General features: G+C 36.1%; 21 protein-coding genes and 1 tRNA gene. 9 read left to right on the top strand and 13 right to left on the bottom strand.

Features of this window, described 5'->3' with window-relative positions:
• The 4 genes from mce to ACMAWV_RS07090 form a co-directional block, all read right to left on the bottom strand.
• Positions 1-411 carry a methylmalonyl-CoA epimerase gene (gene mce, locus ACMAWV_RS07105; RefSeq protein WP_103217535.1) on the bottom strand — a complete coding sequence of 137 codons (411 nt, stop codon included), beginning with the start codon at positions 409-411 and terminating at the stop codon, positions 1-3.
• Positions 412-498: 87 nt separating this feature from the next.
• On the bottom strand, positions 499-2,379 hold the full coding sequence (locus ACMAWV_RS07100) for a hypothetical protein (protein WP_103217536.1): 1,881 nt from the start codon (positions 2,377-2,379) through the stop codon (positions 499-501).
• Positions 2,380-2,568: 189 nt separating this feature from the next.
• Positions 2,569-3,237: a hypothetical protein gene (locus ACMAWV_RS07095; protein WP_103217537.1), complete on the bottom strand. Its 669-nt coding sequence runs from the start codon at positions 3,235-3,237 to the stop codon at positions 2,569-2,571.
• A gap of 18 nt (positions 3,238-3,255) precedes the next feature.
• Positions 3,256-3,789: an asparaginase domain-containing protein gene (locus ACMAWV_RS07090; protein WP_392991584.1), complete on the bottom strand. Its 534-nt coding sequence runs from the start codon at positions 3,787-3,789 to the stop codon at positions 3,256-3,258.
• A gap of 167 nt (positions 3,790-3,956) precedes the next feature.
• Between ACMAWV_RS07090 and htpG the strand changes: the two genes are divergently transcribed.
• The 3 genes from htpG (at position 3,957) to ACMAWV_RS07075 (ending at position 6,839) form a co-directional block, all read left to right on the top strand.
• Positions 3,957-5,852, top strand: a complete 1,896-nt coding sequence (gene htpG / locus ACMAWV_RS07085; protein WP_412469671.1) for a molecular chaperone HtpG — start codon at positions 3,957-3,959, stop codon at positions 5,850-5,852.
• 152 nt (positions 5,853-6,004) lie between these two features.
• Entirely contained in the window at positions 6,005-6,433 is a 429-nt protein-coding gene (locus tag ACMAWV_RS07080) for a hypothetical protein (RefSeq protein WP_103217540.1), read from the top strand.
• A gap of 13 nt (positions 6,434-6,446) precedes the next feature.
• Entirely contained in the window at positions 6,447-6,839 is a 393-nt protein-coding gene (locus ACMAWV_RS07075; RefSeq protein ID WP_103217541.1) for a hypothetical protein, read from the top strand.
• A gap of 70 nt (positions 6,840-6,909) precedes the next feature.
• On the opposite strand, the gene ACMAWV_RS07070 is transcribed toward ACMAWV_RS07075, so the two are convergent.
• The 5 genes from ACMAWV_RS07070 to tatC form a co-directional block, all read right to left on the bottom strand.
• A complete protein-coding gene (locus ACMAWV_RS07070; RefSeq protein ID WP_103217542.1) occupies positions 6,910-7,413 on the bottom strand; it encodes a TraR/DksA family transcriptional regulator in 504 nt (167 codons plus the stop codon).
• A 245-nt stretch (positions 7,414-7,658) separates the two neighbouring features.
• Positions 7,659-8,087 carry a FliG C-terminal domain-containing protein gene (locus ACMAWV_RS07065; protein ID WP_412462730.1) on the bottom strand — a complete coding sequence of 143 codons (429 nt, stop codon included), beginning with the start codon at positions 8,085-8,087 and terminating at the stop codon, positions 7,659-7,661.
• On the bottom strand, positions 8,071-9,057 hold the full coding sequence (gene rfaD / locus ACMAWV_RS07060) for an ADP-glyceromanno-heptose 6-epimerase (RefSeq protein ID WP_103217544.1): 987 nt from the start codon (positions 9,055-9,057) through the stop codon (positions 8,071-8,073). Before rfaD ends, ACMAWV_RS07065 begins: the two co-directional genes overlap by 17 nt.
• Positions 9,054-9,566 carry a DUF4149 domain-containing protein gene (locus ACMAWV_RS07055; RefSeq protein ID WP_412469672.1) on the bottom strand — a complete coding sequence of 171 codons (513 nt, stop codon included), beginning with the start codon at positions 9,564-9,566 and terminating at the stop codon, positions 9,054-9,056. The genes rfaD and ACMAWV_RS07055 overlap by 4 nt, the downstream gene beginning before the upstream one ends.
• A gap of 16 nt (positions 9,567-9,582) precedes the next feature.
• Complete coding sequence (gene tatC / locus ACMAWV_RS07050; RefSeq protein WP_233189707.1) at positions 9,583-10,314, bottom strand: twin-arginine translocase subunit TatC; 732 nt, start codon at positions 10,312-10,314, stop codon at positions 9,583-9,585.
• Positions 10,315-10,396: 82 nt separating this feature from the next.
• Here tatC and ACMAWV_RS07045 point away from each other — a divergent pair, with 82 nt between their 5' ends.
• Entirely contained in the window at positions 10,397-10,996 is a 600-nt protein-coding gene (locus tag ACMAWV_RS07045) for a hypothetical protein (protein ID WP_412462731.1), read from the top strand.
• Here the strand turns inward: ACMAWV_RS07045 and ACMAWV_RS07040 are convergent.
• Both ACMAWV_RS07040 and map read right to left on the bottom strand, forming a co-directional pair.
• Positions 10,989-11,687 carry a (2Fe-2S)-binding protein gene (locus ACMAWV_RS07040; protein ID WP_103217548.1) on the bottom strand — a complete coding sequence of 233 codons (699 nt, stop codon included), beginning with the start codon at positions 11,685-11,687 and terminating at the stop codon, positions 10,989-10,991. The two genes, ACMAWV_RS07045 and ACMAWV_RS07040, sit on opposite strands and share 8 nt — an antisense overlap.
• A gap of 2 nt (positions 11,688-11,689) precedes the next feature.
• Positions 11,690-12,457 (bottom strand): type I methionyl aminopeptidase, encoded by a 768-nt coding sequence (map, locus tag ACMAWV_RS07035; RefSeq protein ID WP_103217549.1) that lies wholly within the window; start codon positions 12,455-12,457, stop codon positions 11,690-11,692.
• A gap of 162 nt (positions 12,458-12,619) precedes the next feature.
• On the opposite strand from map, the gene ACMAWV_RS07030 reads away from it, so the two are divergent.
• Genes ACMAWV_RS07030 through aat form a run of 4 tightly spaced genes read left to right on the top strand, consistent with a single transcriptional unit; the run spans position 12,620 to position 17,039 of the window.
• Entirely contained in the window at positions 12,620-14,248 is a 1,629-nt protein-coding gene (locus tag ACMAWV_RS07030; RefSeq protein ID WP_412469673.1) for a YiiX/YebB-like N1pC/P60 family cysteine hydrolase, read from the top strand.
• A 32-nt stretch (positions 14,249-14,280) separates the two neighbouring features.
• Positions 14,281-15,234, top strand: a complete 954-nt coding sequence (locus tag ACMAWV_RS07025; RefSeq protein ID WP_412462732.1) for an NAD(P)-dependent oxidoreductase — start codon at positions 14,281-14,283, stop codon at positions 15,232-15,234.
• Positions 15,235-15,250: 16 nt separating this feature from the next.
• A complete protein-coding gene (locus ACMAWV_RS07020) occupies positions 15,251-16,354 on the top strand; it encodes an arginase family protein (protein ID WP_392991567.1) in 1,104 nt (367 codons plus the stop codon).
• Positions 16,341-17,039 (top strand): leucyl/phenylalanyl-tRNA--protein transferase, encoded by a 699-nt coding sequence (aat, locus tag ACMAWV_RS07015; protein WP_412469674.1) that lies wholly within the window; start codon positions 16,341-16,343, stop codon positions 17,037-17,039. Before ACMAWV_RS07020 ends, aat begins: the two co-directional genes overlap by 14 nt.
• 74 nt (positions 17,040-17,113) lie before the next feature.
• Here aat and ACMAWV_RS07010 read toward each other — a convergent pair whose 3' ends face one another.
• Together ACMAWV_RS07010 and ACMAWV_RS07005 are read right to left on the bottom strand one after the other, a co-directional pair.
• Positions 17,114-18,646 carry a hypothetical protein gene (locus tag ACMAWV_RS07010; protein WP_412469675.1) on the bottom strand — a complete coding sequence of 511 codons (1,533 nt, stop codon included), beginning with the start codon at positions 18,644-18,646 and terminating at the stop codon, positions 17,114-17,116.
• 16 nt (positions 18,647-18,662) lie between these two features.
• Positions 18,663-20,012 (bottom strand): hypothetical protein, encoded by a 1,350-nt coding sequence (locus tag ACMAWV_RS07005; protein WP_103217555.1) that lies wholly within the window; start codon positions 20,010-20,012, stop codon positions 18,663-18,665.
• A gap of 32 nt (positions 20,013-20,044) precedes the next feature.
• On the opposite strand from ACMAWV_RS07005, the gene ACMAWV_RS07000 reads away from it, so the two are divergent.
• A tRNA-Leu gene (locus ACMAWV_RS07000) sits at positions 20,045-20,131 on the top strand.
• Positions 20,132-20,181: the final 50 nt, after the last annotated feature.

Genomic DNA, 20,181 nt, shown 5'->3' with positions numbered 1-20,181 from the left:
TTACATTTTTTGAGCAATCTCGATGAGAACTCCACCAGTTGATTTTGGATGAATAAAGTTCACTAAACAATTATTCGCTCCAGGGCGTGGCGCTTCATAGAGAAGATTATAACCTAAGTCCCTAAGCTCTTGTGACTTTTTTGCAACATCAGGAACGCGGTAACACATATGGTGAATCCCTGGACCTTTTTTCTCAAGATACTTGGCAATTGGGCCTTGACCATCAATCGGCTCAAGTAATTCAATATGAGCATTTTCATCAATATGAGCAAAAGAAGTCGTCACTTGCTGATCTTCAACCACTTCTCGGTGGTTAAATTCTAAACCTAAGTCACGATAAATTTTTTCGGCATTATCTAGATTCTCAACTGCGATCGCAATGTGATCTAGGAAACAATCTTTATTAAACATGATTTCTCCACTTTTCTTACTTAGTAATTTTCAAGCATTATAGAAAAGTCCGAAGGCTTGAGCAACCTTACAAGTTACTATTAATAACTAAAGATCGCTCAAGTTAAATGGTGGTGAATCCAGAACATCCTCACCTGAACAGTCTGCAGGAGTCGTTGGAGTAGCTGGCTCTTGAGGTGTAATTGGTGGCTTACAAAGACCGTTTACACAATCACCAAAAGTTGGAACTGAATAACATCTCTTCTCACAAGAAAGAGCATTATTCGGGTCGTTGACACGAATGAGGTAACACTGTCTAACGTATTCGATACGACAGAACTCTTTCGAGACACAACTTTGATTTGGAACCTTTGAACAAAGAACTTGTTCGAAGTCATTATTAATATGATCACGACATGTATTAGTCGTTCCATCACAACAAAGTGACGCACAATCAAAATCTGAATTACAACTATTTCCAGTAGGAAGATTTCCAGTTGAATCAAAATCATCACTACACTGCCCTACAATTGAGCGAGAAAAACAACGATTATTAAAACAACACTCTCCTGAACCACATTCACGATTTGCACTACATGACTTTAGAGAATTAAAATCATAACCATCTTTAGCACCAAGGCCTGTCTTTAGTAATTGAAGCTTAATCTCTTTTGTTTCAGCAATTTGAACTTCAAAACCATCTTCCATTGTAAACAGCTCAATTGTCCCTGTTACGTTACAACTTGAAACCGTCTCACCAGTTGATGCGTTATAATTCTTAGCTCTAATATTACAACCATCCATATAGTACGTATCACCAGCAGCATTTAGAGTTTGAACAGAACGGTTAGAAAATGGAGATTGAGAACCTAAGTATTGAATCCCAGTTGTTTGATAATTAATCTTTCCTGCACGTGGGAACAGGTATGCCTGAGTTCCTGAAGCAATATTCGTAAAATCTGCAGCACCAGAAAGTGGTGCTTTAAAAATTGCACTTGGAGTCGTTCCCGACTGATAAACAGCTGCACCTTTAATTTCCCACTCATCTTCGTTATGAATACGATATGGGCCACGGTAATCATAAGCTCCCCCACCTAAAGCAAGAGCAGTGCCTACGGCCGCAGGATGATTCACACCAAAAAGGCTTTGAAACATCGCTGAGTCTTTCTTATCAGGAAGACACTTATATAAATTAGTCTCTAAAGATTCATTTGCAAGAAGATTACCTTCAATATCAATTTGCTCAAATACAGGTGTATTTGTTTTAGAAACTGTTTCAGCATTTACGATTTCATCATACCAAAGAGTTTGATCCTTAATTTTTGCATATGAGTAAAGGCACACATCCCCTGCTTGATTACAGTAAGGATGACTAATAGAAGATGTAAAAGTTGGATCGTCTTCTAAACGTAGACCACGACAGTAAAGACCTGCATTAGTTGCATCACCTTCAACATCTTCGGCCGTATCATTATCATAATCATTGTAGTCAAATAGATCATAAAGAAGTCTGATGTCATTAAACTTCTTATCTGCTAAATCAAATGTAATAACATTAATAGTTGAAAACTCAGTAATCCCTGAACCAGGAACTTGACCAACAACACCATCTAAAACAATTGGTGTTCTCTCTCGTCCAAAATAGAAGCGCCCTTTCACAACACGATTTTTAAGGGATGAAATATTTAAACCAGTAAGGTGGAGCTTCCCTCTAAAATCTTTAGGAATTGAAACTTTCTTTTTAAAAGATCCAGTATTTGGGTCAATGATTTGAGTAATTTCAACGGCAGTTGTATTAGGAATACTTGTGATAGTCTCATTATCTCCATCTGTTGCATTATTTCCACCAGATGATCCACCACTTCCGTTATCTCCACTTCCAACTTCTTCAGATGGATTCTCTACAATGTCACGCACAGAACGTGGCTGCTCCATACAAGAAACAAAAAGTGAAAGTGTGAATAGGTAGACTAAGACATTCTTCATCATTAATTTGGCCTTAAGTTAATAATCTTCACTCTACTTATCGAAATCAGAGAAAATTAAGTTAACCCTAAGTAAATATTAACCTCGAACTTGAAAAATCTGCCGATAAAGCGCTAAGGAGCTGAATTTACGAATAAACTCGTAAATCAGCTGCCTTAAATATGTGCAATTTGGAATTAGATAATGAAGAATCTAGGCTTTTCTAAACAAGGAAACAAGAACCCCTGTTAGCACGTCTTGAATCAGAGTTAATAACAGACAAATTATATAAATTAATTCAATCGCTATCCCCGTCCCTGGCGCGTAATTAGTAACGACTTGAGCAATCCCTGCAATGATAAATGAAATCACCAGAAACCCTAAATAAGTGCCGCCAAGAGTTGAAACTTTCTTTTTTGTGATAGCAAAATTCGATTCACCTTCTTTATCAAAAAGAATCGATGTCATGGCAACAAAACTATAGAAATAGGCTACATAAAAAAATGGGATCACAAAAAAAGCGACTCCAAGAATCATCAGTAGCGAAGTAAGAAAGCCGTAGAACATATACGTAGGAATATCCCACAGAACTTTTGAAACTCGATAAGGTAATTTTTCGAAAGCAAAGAAGAAGAAATTAAGAATAAAAACCGACTGAATAATTGTACCAAAAACATTTACCGCGGCCACCGTAATTACCGTCATGTCATCTTGAGCATTAAAATATGCTAGGCCATAGGCCTTTAATGCGAATGATAAAAAGAATAGTGGTAAATAATGAGGAAGATTCCCCTTCATTGCGCTTACTGCTTCATACATTGAATCAATAAAAGAAAGGTCCTTACTATCTTCGTTAGTGACTTCTTCATGATGCATATCCATTTGCATCCTCCCTATAAGTTAGTCTTGAATATATTCAAACGTACGCTTTGCATGATTCTTTCTCACACCAGGAACTTTAAAAAGTTGCCCGTGAAAAGAAATATACACACCTGCTTCTACTATTTTAGCAGCATATAGACTTTCTGTAACATTTTGAAAGGCATCACTATCAACAAAGCCCATAGGCTTCATCGCTCCAGTGAAAATGATTGGAACTTGCAAGTCTTTTGCGCCGTCAAGAGCGTCATAAACAAATTGTGCAGACTTTGCCATGGTATCAGTTCCATGCAACACGATTAGAGGAATATTTTTCTCCAACTGCGCCTTTATTGTCTTAAGCAAAACCTGACGATCATAATCAGTGAAATACAGCGAGTCTTTATTGATAATATTCATTATGTGAAGCTTCGTATAAGGAAGCCTTAGACGGTCAATGATAGTCTGGCGAATAAAAGAATCTCGATTCTTTAATGAACCATCGCTCTCGCTATAGGACTTCTCTATTGTTCCACCTGTTGAAATTAATTGAATATCTTGAACATGGTTTTCCATGTACTTCCCTCGCTATAAAAATGAATTCCTATCTTATACCTAATTTTTTCAATGATTTTAAGAATTTAAGTAATTTTTTTACTCTTAACCCTTGACGCTCATCATTTTGCTCCCATCTTTGGGTCGTAAGAACAATTATCTACTTGATTATATATGAAGGAGTATCAATGACTAATCGCACAGGACAAATCTCTGTTGCAACAAGCGACATTTTTCCAATTATTAAGAAATGGCTTTATTCAGAACACGATATCTTCATCCGCGAGCTGATTGCCAACGCAAGTGATGCCATCACAAAGCGCGCCACACTTGCACGTCAAACGGGAGATGAGCTTCCTACTGGAAGAATTTCTGTAAAAGTAAATAAAGACGCTAAAACAATCACGGTTACTGATAACGGGATTGGAATGAGCGAAGAAGAAGTTGAAAAATACATTGCTCAACTTGCTTTTTCTGGAGCTGAAGAGTTCGTAAAGAAAATGGAAGAAGTTGGCGGCGAATCAGATAATGATATTATCGGTAAATTCGGACTTGGTTTCTATTCAGCATTTATGGTTGCAAAAAAAGTTGAAGTTGACTCTCTTTCAATGACTAAAGGCTCAACAGCAACAAAATGGTCTTGCGAAGGTGATACAGAATACACTTTCTCTGACTCTGATAAAAAAGAAGTTGGTACAACGATTACACTTCACATTGCTGAAGACTCTGAAGAGTTTCTAAACAAGTGGAAACTAAATGAGACTCTATCTAACCACTGTGATTTTATGCCATATGAAATTGCATTATTAGATGAAGCAAATAAAGAAGATACTGAAACAATTATAAATGACACAAAACCTATCTGGAAGCGTGATCCTAAGGAATTAACTGATGAGGACTACAAAGGTCTCTATCGTAAATTATTTCCAATGGACGGAGAGCCCCTATTTTGGATTCACCTAAATGTTGATCACCCATTTACATTAAACGGGATTTTATTCTTCCCAAAATACAACCCAATGAAGCCAGTTGGTGATAAGAATATTCGTCTATACTGTCGCCAAGTATTCGTTTCTGATAACGTAAAAAATATTATTCCAGAGTTCTTAGGACTTCTTAAAGGTGCTATTGACTCTCATGACATCCCACTTAACGTATCAAGATCATCTCTACAAGGTGATCCAAATATTAGAAAGATTTCAAATTATATTGTTAAGAAAGTTGCAGAGGCCCTAAAACTTCTTAATAAGAAAGATAGAGCAAAGTATGAAAGCATCTGGAATGATATTGGGCTATTTGTAAAATACGGTTGTGTTTCTGATGAGAAATTTGATGATTTAATGCGTGAGCGAGTACTATTTAAAACTAATGAAGGACAATTTGTTACACTAAACGAATACCTTGAATCAGTACCTGCTGACTACGCTGAGAAAATGGCCGGAAAAATTCTCTACTTTGAAAAAGATGCGGCCAACCAATCTCTTCTAGCTCAACTTAAAGAAGCTGGAATTAAGGCCTTAGAGACAGATAATCATATCGATCCACACTTCATCCAACACTCGGAAATGAAGAAATTCAAAAAGAGTGAAGAAGAAGTTGAAATCAAATTTGTAAGTGTTGATTCTGAAATAGAAAACCTACTTGCAAGTGAAGCAACTTCTGAAAACGACATTAAAGTCAAAGAGATGTTTGCGAAATTCCTTGGTATTAAACTAGAAGAAAAAGAAGGTGAAGCACCGGCAAGTAAGGGACTTGAGATTGGCCGCATGGCAAATGCTCAAACTCCTGCATATTTTAAAGTTGATGAGTCGATGAAACGCTTTGCTCAAATGACTCAGTCAATGGGTGGCGATCACCAATTCCCTATTAAGAAAACACTTGTCGTTAATACGACAAATCCACTAGTTCAAAGTGCATTCAAGATCCACACAAGTGGTAAGAATGAAGACCTAGCAAAGAAACTTTGTCAGCATGTTGAAGACCTAGCGGGTATCTCAAGTGAAGGACTAAAACCAGAAGAGCGCGATCTATTCGTAAAGCGTTCTCAAGATCTTATTAGCGAATTATCAAATCACATAAACTAAAAGTACACGCCACCTTTTCGAGATATTAAGAAGTTAAGAGCTTAATATTTAGAAAAGGTGGCCTTTCGCTCTATATAATTTTCAAAACTTGCCCTATCCAGACTCTTTTCGTTTATAGTCGGCCAGACAAAATAATAAAAGAGGATGACGAAATGAAGAGATTACTTCTTACAACGATCACTTTTGCAACAATTGTAAATAGTGCACAAGCAATGCCAAGTCTAATGAATGAAGATATGCCATCAACATCTGTTGCGACAGCTTTCACAGTGGCGCCAATCGGACTAGCAATTCAAGCAGTAGGTTCAGTAACTCATGCTACATTTTTAGCATCACTTGCGGTTTTTAATCCGTCAGAAGCAGTACAAATGACTAAAGAATCTTTAGGAATTTATAACAGAGAAGAAATCGAGCGTGCTATTGAAAGAAATGACCTCGATATCATCGACTCTTTGAGAGAGATGGTAAGAGAGGACCTAAAAGCTGGTGGACAAATTGAAAGCCTTGATCAACTTTCAGATAGAGATGTTGATCAACTTATTAATGTAGCACTATATATACCAAACGAATCTGAAGAATAATTTGAGGAAAGCAATGAAGAAACTAACTTTATCAATTCTAATGGCATTAACAATCTCTAATCCGGCCAATGCCCTGGAAACAACAAGAGATTTTCTAGACACAAGCTCAATGGTAACAACTGGTTGGGTTTATGCAGCAGGTTTATATACTGAAATGACTGCAACATTAGGTTTTCAAACTTCTTTTGCAGCAAGTGTATCTTCTCTACAGGTTACAGCAAGAGCGATTAATAATCTTAATCGTGAAGAAGTTGAAAGAGCAATTGAAAGAGATGATCAAGATACGCTTGATTCAATTAGAGATCTAATTAGATATGAATTAGAAGAAGCTGGTGAAATCTCTTCTGGAGATGAACTAAGTAATGAAGAAGCAGACATTCTTCTTTATGTTGTTTTAACAAAATAAAATTTCAAATAAAAAAAGGCCAGTTCAAAACTGGCCTTTTTTCTATCTATCCTCTGCTTTAAGTTATCTTTTAAAATGCTGCATTCTTCTCATCAAAGCTTCTTGCAAAAGTTTCAATTGAAACAACATTTGTACTTTCATCCATACCGTCTGCATGTTTAAATGCTACGTTCTTATTATGTGCACTCATTGCATTTCCGTTTGTATGTGATCTCTTTTCATATGTACGAGAATTTTCTTCTCTTTCAAGCTCTTCTTTACAAGAGATACAACAAGTAGCGATTGGTCTAGCATGTAATCTTTTGATAGAGATTTCTTCTCCACACTCTTCACACTCTCCAAAAGTACCGCTTGCAATTTTTTCTAGAGCACGATTAACTTTGTTAAGTAGAAATTTATCTCTTCCCATAAGCTTTAGCTTTAGTTGAGCATCTCTCTCATTAGAAGTTTGGTCGATAATGTCACCGCTAGTCTCGTTAGTTAATACTTGCTCGACACTTCCTGTAGTACTGACCAGCTGATTTTTAAGATTAATGAATAAGTTTTTGAAGTGTTCTTTTTGTTCAATGTTCATAGTATCTCCATTCAATCTAAAAATAAGTAGTCCATTACGTCTTACCTAAAGTTTTCTTCCTGATAACTTTAGAGAGATTCCTTTCTCTGCTTATTATAAAGCAATGAGCGTGCCAATTTTGAAGGCCTTAATTCGGATAAATTTTATGGAATTCGTGGTGTAAAAATGAATTTTGGGGCCAGACTGACTTTTTAAGGCCAGTATTGGCATCGTCAGAACGCACCAGTCCTCAATTTTAGTTGAGTTTAAACGAGTTTATCGTCTCGAGAGATAATCAAGCGTTCATCATCGATCATCTTTGAATAGATTATCATGACTTCCTGGTGCGCCTCTAGGGCCTGAGACTTTGGAACTTTTTTTTGGATAAAGAAAAGAATATCTTCTCGAATGCTTTTAGGAAGTTTTGCAAGAATCCCCTGTCGGTCTTCTTCCCTTTCTAGCTTTAAGGCATTTCCTAAGCTTTCAACTTTTACTTCTCTTAAGAACTCGCTCATCATCTGTGGTGTGATAAATTGCAGATCTTTTAAACGATACATACTCGCACGTAATTTATCTGCTAATTCAAAGTCCATCTTTGTGATATTAGAAATAAGAGTTTCCTTCTCTTCTTTATTCATTAAAGAGATGGCCTCAAGAATTGCTTCAAAGCCCGACTCTTTAGAACCTTTCGACATATGGATTATCCTTCATTAAATGATTCTTTACATAGTCGGCTACACCATCATCTACGATACGAAATTCGAAGTTTGGAAGTATTCTTCTAAACTTATCCATATCTGCTTGAGTGTAGTATTGATATTGATTACGAAGATGCATAGGCATATCGATAAATTCAACGTTTGGCTCACGTCCCATTGCAATGAACGTTTGATTCACGAGATTAAGAAAGCTATCGGCTCGACCTGTTCCAATATTATAAATACCAGAGTGCTTCGCCATCTCCTTCTCAGATAGCTCAATCATGGCATTAACAACATCTTTAACATAAACAAAGTCACGAAGCTGCTTACCATCCTCATACCCTTCTTTGTGCGACTTAAAGAGCTTAACCTTTCCAACTTCATTTATCTGTTCGTATGCTTTATGGACAAGAGAGCGCATCTCTTCCTTATGATACTCGTTAGGGCCATAGACATTAAAAAATTTAAGGCCAAACCAATGTTTTGGACGATCAGTTTGATTTAGAACCCACTCATCAAATAATTGCTTAGAGTAACCATAAGGATTTAGAGGGCGAAGCTTTCCAAGCTCCTCCTCTTTGTCTTCATAGCCAAGCTCACCGTCACCATAAGTGGCCGCAGAAGATGCATAGATATATGGAATATTTAAATCACATGCCAGGTCAAAATAGAACTTTGAATGACCAACATTATTAGTCATCAGATAATCCATATCCATCTCAGTTGTGGATGAGCAAGCACCCATGTGATAGATACAAGAAATCTGCTTATGAACTTCTTCTAATTGAATGTCGATAAACTCATCAGCATGAAAATATTCAGCATATTTAACGCCTTTTAAATTCTTCCACTTCTGATCATGATCAAAGCGGTCGACAATAATGATATCATCACGTCCGAGCTCGTTAAGCTTTGCAACAAGAACACTTCCAATAAATCCAGCGCCACCTGTAACTAAGATCACGCCTCACCTTCTTTGCTCTCTAAACGCATTAGACTCGTTAGTGAAATTCCGCACATTGTAAGAAGAGCTAGAAGTTTATAACTATCAAGTCGTACATAGAGTTTATGATAACCTCTAAGCTTCTCTTCAAACACCTGATACTCTTCATCAGTGTGAGTGTAATTTGATTTTGCAATCTGAGAGTCGCGAATACCTGGTGATAGTTTAGTTGTATAAACGATGGCCAAGACAAGTGTTGTTAGGGCAATAAACTTCATCACCATTGAAGCCTTCCCTTTTTTCTTATAAAGAAAAGCTACGATGATCAAAAGAATAGCAAAAATCATTTCAATAATATTGAACGATGTGAAGATAATTCCACCAAGAGTTCCTGCTTCTTTTAGAGAGCTAACATTTCTAAAAATACTTGGAGCTGCAATGAAGTCGATAAAGACGGTTGCAAAAAACCATGAAAGGCAGACACCAAAAATTAAACTTAATAATACGTGTTTCTTTAGTAGTGATTTCATAAAGAAATCATACCGTCTATTTCATGTGATGACGAGAAAGATATGGGTGAACAATTAACGCAACAGCTAAAATACCCAGTTCAAAAAGTACGACTAACGGCAGCCAAAGTCCCATCATTGTAATGACATCAGGAGGAGTTAACATAGCAGAAACGACAGCGAAGCCAACATAAACATAACGTCTCATATTAGCTAGGGACTGCTTTGTTACTAGGCCCATAAAGCCTAAAATAAGAAGTACATTTGGTAGTTGAAAAATAAGGCCAAGGAAAACAAGGACCTTACTTGAAAGAACGAGGTAATCTTTTAGACCGATTGTTGCTTCAACATTTTGTACACCAAAGCCCATGAGGGTTTGAAATGTTAGTGGAAAAACGATGAAGTAACCAAAGCTTACGCCTATAGCAAACAGGAAGAGCCCAATAATAAGAAATGGCCTAACGGCCTTTTTTTCATGATCATAGAGACCTGGAGAGATAAATTTCCAAACCTGATAAAACCAAAGAGGACAAGAAAGAATAACACTTGAGTAAAATGCTACTTGAAATTGAGAAAGAACCTTATCAAGTAGTCCAAGATAGACAACCTTTCCCCCTCCAAAATCACCAAGAGCATCTCGCAGAGGCTTCAAAAGAACTTCCTGGATGAGGTCACCATAGGCGTAGCAGGCCACGAAAGATATCAAAATTATGATTAATATCTTTATAAGTGCAGAGCGTAACTCTTCTAAATGGTCAATTAAACCCATCTCTTTCAAAACTTACCCTAGTTTTCCATCCATACTTAAAGTAAAATAAATTAATACTAATAATTTAACACAGTTAGAACGAATGAAATACCCATTATTAATTTTTATTGTTAATTTTATGATAGCTCTTCCAACACAGGCAAAGACGATCTTGCTCTGTCTTGGACAAGAAGAAAGTTACTATGCCAAAAGGTTTGAGACAGGGCCCCGCTATCACTTAAATCAAATTATGATTAATGAGATTTCATCAGTTGGTAATCCGCAATTTTCTAAAGGTTACTACAATAAGTTTTGTTCTGATCCGAGTAAATCACCGACGCTTAAATTACTTAAGGCCATGACAACTGGCCAAAGAAATATTTTCGACTTCAAAGAAGAAGACGGTGGAATTGGTGTTAAGTATTCGATGTCGACTTATAATGAGTTTCGTCTAAAGTCGATTAAGATCCTAATGGATTATCTCGCAAAGATTCAAATCCAAGCAAGTAGTGCCGATTGCCTTGAGTCTAATATTCCTGGCCTAAAAGAGTTCTATGCTCGCTATCGCTATCTTGAAGGAGAAGTAAGCTTAGAGACTTTAAAAGGATCTAAAGAATCTCTTTTAAAGATTTATGATGCTTTAGAGAATGTCGATGCTATCTTAAAGAAATGCCAAAAACCTAAGCAAACTCAAACTAAATAAAGAATACACTAAGCTGAGAATCTAGCGAAGAGACTTTACTAATGAAATCTTGCGCCTCAGGAGTTTGTTCATCACCAATGACATAGAGGTGGTGACCAATTAGGCCTTCGACAGATATCTTTCCGAGTTTTTCAACCATTGGATAAATATCCTCTAAAAGAAATTGATATGGTCTTTTTCCAGCAATCTTATCTTTTTTGAAACCATTAAAGGTAACTGCAGGAATAACCTTTTCCTCACGATTTGATTTAAACATCGGAACAATATCGGCCAGGCACGAACCACAGCCACCAGCGGCCTTTGACAGGTTTGTAATCGTAAGAGGATCACTTGCTCCCCTTTCAATTAAAGCTGCGACTTCTTGGCGACTAACACCAAAACAGCGACAAAGTGTATTGGTCGTATCAATGGCCATAAGTTGATTAGGAGAGAAATAATTTAAAACTTCTTTGAAGAAGCTAAATAGCTCAAGAGAATGACTCGAATTTTCACTTAGAGCTTTTTCGATTTCAAGTATTAGTTGTGACTTTGTATTCTTCGTCTTTTCAAGAATCGTCATGATGACATCTTTTAGTGCACTATCATCACTTTCAACAAAGTACTCTCTTACTTCATTGAGCTTAGAAAACCTAAGCTCAACTCGACAAGGATCATTAATTTTTAAATCTGGTGCAATTAGGCTTGTATTCACAATTAAGGATGAACCTCGTAACTTCTAAGAGTAAGAATCTCAAAGCCACCTTCAGTAACTAAGATTGTGTGTTCAAATTGGGCAGACCATTTCTTATCTCTAGTCAGAACTGTCCAACCATCTTTAAGAACTTTACAATCCTTTGTTCCAAGGTTGATCATTGGCTCAATTGTAAAAGTCATACCAGGCTTCATTTCTGCGCCCTTACCTCTTTTTCCAACGTGAACAACTTGTGGATCTTCATGGAATTCTCGTCCAATACCGTGTCCACAATAATCTTCAACAATACCGTATCCATGATCGTGTGCGATCTCCATAATTGAAGCACCGATATCACCAATATGGCCACCTGGACGAACTTGCTTAATTCCTTCCATCATACATTGGTAAGTTACATCAACAAGTTTCTTCACTTCATCAGAAACATTACCAACTAAGAAAGTCTTATTAGTATCACCGTGGAATTTATTTAAGTATGTTGTCACGTCGATATTTAATATATCACCGTCTTTTAAAACATCTTTTGTACTTGGAATTCCGTGGCAAACGACTTCATTAAGTGAAGTACATACCGACTTTGGAAAACCGTGATAATTTAATGGCGAAGGATACGCACCATTTTTAATAATATACTCGTGACAAAGATTATTAAGCTCTTCAGTGCTTACACCTGGCTTTACGAATGGTTCAATATACTCAAGAGTAGAAGCCGCTAATTTCGACGTTGCTCTCATTAATTCAATTTCGCGTTTCGACTTGATCGATATCATGGTTTTTCCTTTCGCTTATTCTAAGTACTTAAATATACATTCCTTTTAACATAGTTTGACCCACTAAAGAATAGACAAAGTTAAAAATTTTACAATTTACAACACGCTAAGTACCTAAAATGGCATAATGACGCGAAAGAATTCAGAAATTAGGACTAATAAATGAAACAAATTATCGCCATTTTCCTCTTAACTGTGAACGTATTCTACGCTCATGCCCAGAGCAAAGAAGACAATAGGTTGTTCCATTCTACAATGACTCAAATCAATGAGATTCAAGAAAGAATAAACGATACTGACTATGACCCACAAAAGCTTGGGTACAATATTCGTGAACTAGAAAAATTAATCAATGCAAGTAGTGATCTCGTAAATGTGACTATCGATTATAGCAAACTCATTTATCGACAATCAATTGATCATAAGCCAATAAAAGGTTCTGATTTATCAATCATTGGTAATCTAATGAATACAGTCGCACTCATTATGGAGAAATCGAGTCTTTATACTGTAAAAGACCTTTCTAATAAACGCTCGTATTCTGAACTTGAGTATGCACAAATCAAGGTAACAAACCTACTTGCAAAACTAAACTACGTGAACCTCTACTTAGTAACTCACAATATTTTTTATGAAATCAAAACAATCAAAAAAGTTACGAAAGAGATTATTAAGATTCTCGACAATGAAAAACAAGTTGAGATTCTTAAGCAATTTACAAAAATTGCAAAGAGTGAGAAATTCCATGAGGAGTTACAAGAAGACCTTAGAAACTTTCTTGATTATCACTACTACTATCTAAAACTTTTAAATCCTGACCTAACAAGAGGTGTTGTTCTTGTAGAGAAGTTTGAGATCGAAAAACATTTACTTGGAAAGAGACTCCCTGCAATTGAATTTAGCAGTATTGGCGATTGGTTTATTGAAATCTTTAATCGTACGACAAACTTTATCTCAGGGCTATTTGGTAACCTTGTTGGAAAACTGCGTTTTCGCCATGGTCATATGTATGCTAACGAACGAGCACTTGATTACCTAGAGACGGTACTAAAGCCGCTAGATATTATTGCAGAAAAAACACCTTTTGCTGCAACAGACTTTTTTATTCCAGGACACTTTGGTCATATTGCCATTTATCTTGGTACAGAACAAAAGCTTAAACTAGCAGGACTATGGAATACACCATTTATTAAAAAGTATCATAATGATATTCGCAGAGGAAAAACAATTGTTGAGTCGATTCGACCAGGAAGTCGCCTTGTTTCCCTTGAAGACTTTTTAGAAATTGATGAAATCACAATTATTCGTGAAAAAGGAATTCTAGAAAATAAGTGGGCAAGAGAGATGGTGTCAAAGGTTGCACTAGAGCAACTTAATAAGAAGTATGATTTTAATTTCGATGTCACAACTCTTGATAAGGTCGTATGCTCAGAGGTTCCATACCATGCTTATGGACACAAGAGATGGCCAACAAGTTATATCTTAGGAAGAAATACTATTTCTCCAGATGAAATTATCGAAAATGCTTATCGTAAAGGATCGGGTATTGAATTTGTTGCCTCAATTAAGGCCAATAAGAAACATCAGCTATTTAGCATTACTAAAAAAGAAATGGGAGATAATCTTGGTTTTATCTACGATGAATCAAGAGATATGTTCAGAAAGAAGATAAAGTCATGTCAGTTAATTAAAGTTGTTGATCATGATCAGCGCTCAACGATAAATGGCCGTTATCGCACTTATAAGAAGTGTAAAACGATCAAGAAAGACTTAATTTACAGCGGATTCTAGCAAAGCAAAGAAAAAGTTGATAGATTAAGGGTATGAACTATTACTTTTATCGACCAGAAATTTCGAGCTATCAAGGTGAGGCCTTTCGCGTTAAAGAAAGGCAGTCACTAGGCCAACTTGGTATCAAGTGCGTGGACACACCTATTGAGATCCCAGAGGGCGAAAGCGTCATTGTTATCTCAACGAGCTATACGAATAATGAGAGTATTGTTAAATCACTAGAGCACGCCAATATTGTCCTCTGGATTCATCCAAACTCGGGCTATGATAACTTCTCACTTGAGTTTGTGAAAAGAGCAAAATTCCCAATTGTTTTAGGAAATGAGATTAGAGCAAATGCAGTTGCGCAATTCTACCTTCAAGCATTACTCAATCATCAAGGACAAATTCCTTACAGACGCCAATGGGATGAAGCACGAAGCTATAATCGAGAACTCTTGCACACAAAGAAAACTCTAATCATCGGACGTGGACCAATTGGTGCAAGACTTGGCAATGCTCTTGAAACATTGAATGTAAAAGTTAGCTATTACGATCCATACCAAAATAAGCAGCAAAATAACAAATACCTAAAAGAAGAACTGACAAAGTCAGATATCATCATCATGGCATGTTCATTGAATAAGACTTCTTACCATATTCTTAATGAAGAGATGTTTGCTTTATTAAAAAAAGACACTCTCATTATGAATGCGGCCAGAGGAAAATTAATTGAGCAACAGGCCTTAATAAACTTTCTAAGTAATAATAAAGATGCTCATGCAATTATCGACGTCTTTGAGAAAGAGCCAATAGACTTTAATCAATTTAAGCAACTTTCTAATATAACTCTAAGTTCCCATATTGCAGGAGTGTACAAGGGAATTAACGATGCTATTATAAAGTTTGAAAAGCGTGTGATTCGTGATTACCTACACGATCAAGACCTTGACCTTTACAAGACAGCACTACTAAGCTCTCGTGTTAAAGGCGATTTTTTAATTTAAATTTAAGGGAATATATATGAGTGACAAGAATGAAACATTATTAAATGACTACCTTTGCCCTCCAGGCTTTGGTGTATTCACAGTTAACACAGCAAAAGAGAGAAAAGATAAGCTAACTCAAGTGCTTTATAAAACGACTGAAGATGCCGCAATCAGATCGGCATGGAGTAATGAACTTAACAAACTTTCTAACGTAAAAGGTTGTGCAATTCTTGGTGTCGCATCCGACTGTGGAGGAGGAATCCAAAGAGGTGCAAACTGGGGACCTTTATTCTTAAGAAACACATTAATCGAAGACCATTTAGATACTTATAAGCAATGTTTTGACCTAGGTGATATTAGAGTTATTCCTCACCTTCTGCATGACAAGTACTTAAATGATGAAACAATAAAGAGTGCACAAAATGCATTGTACGGTGGAAAGAACTTAAGTGTCTCTCCACTAAGTATTGCCAAAGCAAGTGTTGATGAAGTCTTTAAACATAATAAGGATTTAAAAATCTTCAGTATCGGTGGAGATCACTCAGTAAGTTTTCCACTAGTAAAATCATGGATCAACAATAGAAGATCACTTGGAAAGAAAGTAGGCCTTATTCACTTTGATGCGCATACTGACCTGTTAAGAGAAAGACTTGGTATTGATTATTGTTTTGGTTCTTGGCTAACTCATGTTCTGGATGATCTTGAAACACCAAAGCATTGCTATCAATTTGGCATTCGTTCAACTGGAAAATCAAAAGAACACTGGGAAAGTGAATTTGGACTCAATCAGTATTGGGCAAAAGACGTTAAGGAAATAGGAGCAAAAGAATTAGCACTTAAAACAGTAGCAGAACTTAAGGCCCAAGGAATTGAAGAAATTTATATTAGCTTTGATATTGATGCCCTCGATGAAAGTGTTGCCAGCGCAACAGGCACACCTGAACCAGAGGGACTGATGCCACACGAATGTGCTATAATGATAAAAGAGTTTACTAATGCCTTTAACCTAACTGGTGCAGACATGGTTGAAATTGCTCCACTTGTAGGCTTAAGCGAAGAAGGCTCTCGAACAACACTTGAAGTAGGGGCCGCAATGAGTGCTCTTATGATGGAGGCCATGATTAGTGCCAATAATTGAATTCCCACCAGTCGAAGTCGCAGATGAGCAAGGGCTACTAGCTATTGGTGGAGATCTCCACCATGACTCCCTTTTATTGGCGTATCAAAATGGAATCTTTCCATGGCCAATATCTCAAGAGTATCCCCTAGCTTGGTTTTCCCCTCCACAAAGAGGAGTTATTCGCCTTGAAGACATTCAAATAAGTCGTTCTCTTATTAAGTTTATAAAAAAGTGTGACTGGACTGTTACCTTTAACAAAGACTTTCTATCTGTGATCAGAAACTGTCAGCAGATTCACTCAGACTCCATTGAAGGAACTTGGATTACTGATGAAATCGTCGAAGGCTACTTTAATCTTTTTCATCAAAACCTTGCTTATAGTGTCGAGGTATGGAATCAAGAAAAAGGCCTAATTGGAGGACTCTACGGCGTAAGCATGGGACACTTCTTAAGTGGTGAATCAATGTTCTACAAGGAATCAAATGCTTCAAAGATCGCATTATTAGCAATTCTTCATGTCGTCAAACAATACACTATTACATTCTTAGATACGCAAATGGTGACTCCAATTACAAAGTCCTTTGGTGCAATCGAACAAGACCGAAGTCTATTTATCAATCAAATAGCTCCGCTATTTGCACAAACACCACTTGTCTTTTCAGAAAATGAAATTTTAGTACGTGATCTACTGAAGTCTTTTTAACTTTATATACAGAGCAACTCTTTTGATAAAAATTGCAAGGCGCCATCTATTTCTATAAATATTTTTTGAAAGAATCATTTTATAATTTCCTCTTCACTAATTCCTAAAGCATTCCACTCACAAGCAATTTGTGAAAGTGCAAATTTCTTCAATCTTTTAGAGAAGTATTTTAAGTTTGCCATTGTTGGTGACATTAAGTGAAATCGATCTAACATACCATCTTCTTTAATATACGATAGGATTGAAACTTCACCAGATGAAACCTGAGTTGTAGCAAGAAAAATTCCAGATTTAGTTATATTTGTATCAGTATCACTTTCATTTCTAATAATAGGATACTCTTCACAAATTTTTATAATATTTGAATATGTATTTTTTAGTTCTTTTAATCGAATTAAAAGTAATTCGTAAGTTGTTCCCTTTAGGGCCAAGAATTCCGCTTTTGCCAGATCATTGTACTCATAAAAAGGCTCATACTTTTTGATATTGTATTGATAACCATAACTTTGTAGTGGCATAGACTTAAGAGAGAAGCCTAAAGCAGCAAGATTAGAATTAAAATAATTATCTAAATTGAGAAAGAATTTATTCCCCTCAACTGTCGCTAAAATATCAGTAACGACATCTTGATAGTCATGAATACGATCTCTAACATCATAAACCCATTTGCGATCTTCAGTATTAATAAGTTTTACAAGATCATCTTTCGTTTTAATATCAGTTATATTAATTAAGCCTGAAAGAGTTTCAACTTGATGATTTAGGATCTGATAAACTTCATTGAAAGAAGATCGATTAAATACTCTTTCTAAACATTTTAAGTTTTCAAGTGCACAAAAAATTTCATAAATAAACATGCGATGAATTTTCACAGCACTACTATTAACTTTGCTTGTAATGTACTCGCTGAGTTCGAGAACAAGAAGAGATGTAATATTCTTTAGAGGAAGATCAGAATCTAATAAAAGCGAAATAGCCTCATCAACTCCCTTACCTTCGATATTCTTTTCTATTGATTTTGATTTATTAAAATCAAAGTCAAACGCAACATCATCGATATGATCTTCATCTATATTAAAACGAATTTTAGAATCTGAAATTGACGAGTCAAATTTTCGAATAGGAACTTCAATTTCTTCCCCTGTAACACTTAAAGGCGCAAAGTAATCAGAGCAAAGTTCGACCTGAGATTCATCTAGAAGATGATTATCCTTCTCTAAATAGTACTTTGCTTTAGGAGAGACAATCTCATATTGTATGCGATCTGTTTTGCGATAAAAATGTACACCATAGTTACGACTAACTTCTGCTTCAAACCAAGTCATTGACTCAAATAAGTGTCCAAAAGATTGTGCCGTTTGCCCATAACTTAAAGCTAGTGCATAAAAAATTCGTTTATGATCATTTAGATTTTGAAATTGATAAATTAACAAGAAACGAGAATTTAAAAGATTATATTTATCCTTTAAGTCGTTAGCATTTAGAAGATCAATACAAGATAGGCCAGTAAAGACAATATGCTGATCATCAAAGTGTGCCAGCATTAACATTGAAAGCTCGGCCTTTGACTTAACTTGAACTATATCTGTTACTTCAAAAATATTCATCTATTTAGTTTTCCAATTACTCTAAAGTGAATCTTACATCATAAGGAAAAATCGGCGCTGAATTCTCTTCTTTAGGAGCACAGCTTTGTTTCTTTCCATTTGACCACACCCAATTATATATCTTTTGATTGAATGTGTCTGCCCCACTATCATATTCAATATAACGATAATATGGTGCTCCCGAATTGGATGCACTAGATAATAATGTTATCGCTGCAGGAAATGAAGCAGCAATTTCATTATCTCGACAACCTCCAATTAATTTTCTTTGATCCACAACGAATTTACCTTTACTATTTCTCACGTTGCGAACCCATGTCTTTAAGCGACAATCAAAATAGTAACCTGTATGAACAGCATTTTCAAAAGCAGTTAAGAACTCAAGTTTCCAATGCTTATCTTTCTCTTTTTGTATATTGAAAGGTCGAACATATTTACGACATAGACTGAATCGATCAAGGTGATTACGATAAAAGTCGATAAAGCGTTTCGAAAGCCCTTCTTCTTTTTGAAAAATATCAAGAGCATCATCATAAACTTTTCGGCAAGATGTTTTTAGTGTTTGAAGTTCATCATTAGAAAATAGATGACCAGAGTTTATAACATACTTCAGCGCGCGATTTGGAAGAATTGGAGACTCAAGACGATAAGCACCCTTTAATTTTCGGCCGACATCATTTCTTCCCATTGAGTTTTCAATAAATGCTTTGGCATATCCCCAATCCACATATTTTTTTAGAGTATTTAGGCCCTGTACTTCTTGAAGAGACTCATCAAGCATACTTTTTGCAACAAGAATAACTTCAGACTCCCAGTCATCATTTAGATCGCATAGTCCTGTTAAACAAGACTTTAAGATATACCCTCCGATTATTTGTACCTGAACAGTTTCTTCTCGTGGAAAACTTCCATCAACAAGGTATTTTAGATCACCAAAAACAGCTACACGTTGAGGTTTTCCATTACGCCCAAGAAGTCTTGGAATCACGGCCCAAGAAAAATTTGGAGTATGAACTTTAGAAGTATAATCATTCCAGATGTCTTTTTCTTTACATAATTTTCTTTCTTTAAAAATTCGTCCACTAACTAAATCGAGCTCAAAGTTAACTTCACTATCACGGGGCGTCGTAATAAAAACGTCTACGAGTTTAGTACGCATATCCATACGAGGTGCAAAGTCGAAGAATAAGTGAGGAACAACTCTACCTTCATAAGTTAGATAATTAAAATTCCCCTCTCCTGCAAACCAAGTAGGCTTAACTTGCGATGTGGGAAGGACAATTTTTTTTGTTGCACAACCTACAATAAAAATTGCAAGTAAAAGAAAAATGAATTTAGTAGTTTTTTTGAATTGACAAATATACACGTTATAGTCCAAAATCGTTAAACACAAATAGCGGTTCGGTGTTGGAATTGGTAGACAATCTGGATTTAAAATCCAGTGGGGGCAACCCCGTGCGGGTTCAAGTCCCGCCCGAACCACCATTTCCTTTTCTTAATTATCAACGGATACATTTATTTTTTCAAGAACTTAG

The sequence above is a fragment of the Halobacteriovorax sp. RT-1-1 genome, from assembly GCF_047085455.1.
GTDB lineage: Bacteria > Bdellovibrionota > Bacteriovoracia > Bacteriovoracales > Bacteriovoracaceae > Halobacteriovorax_A.
This window is presented reverse-complemented; position numbering and strand designations above follow the sequence as displayed.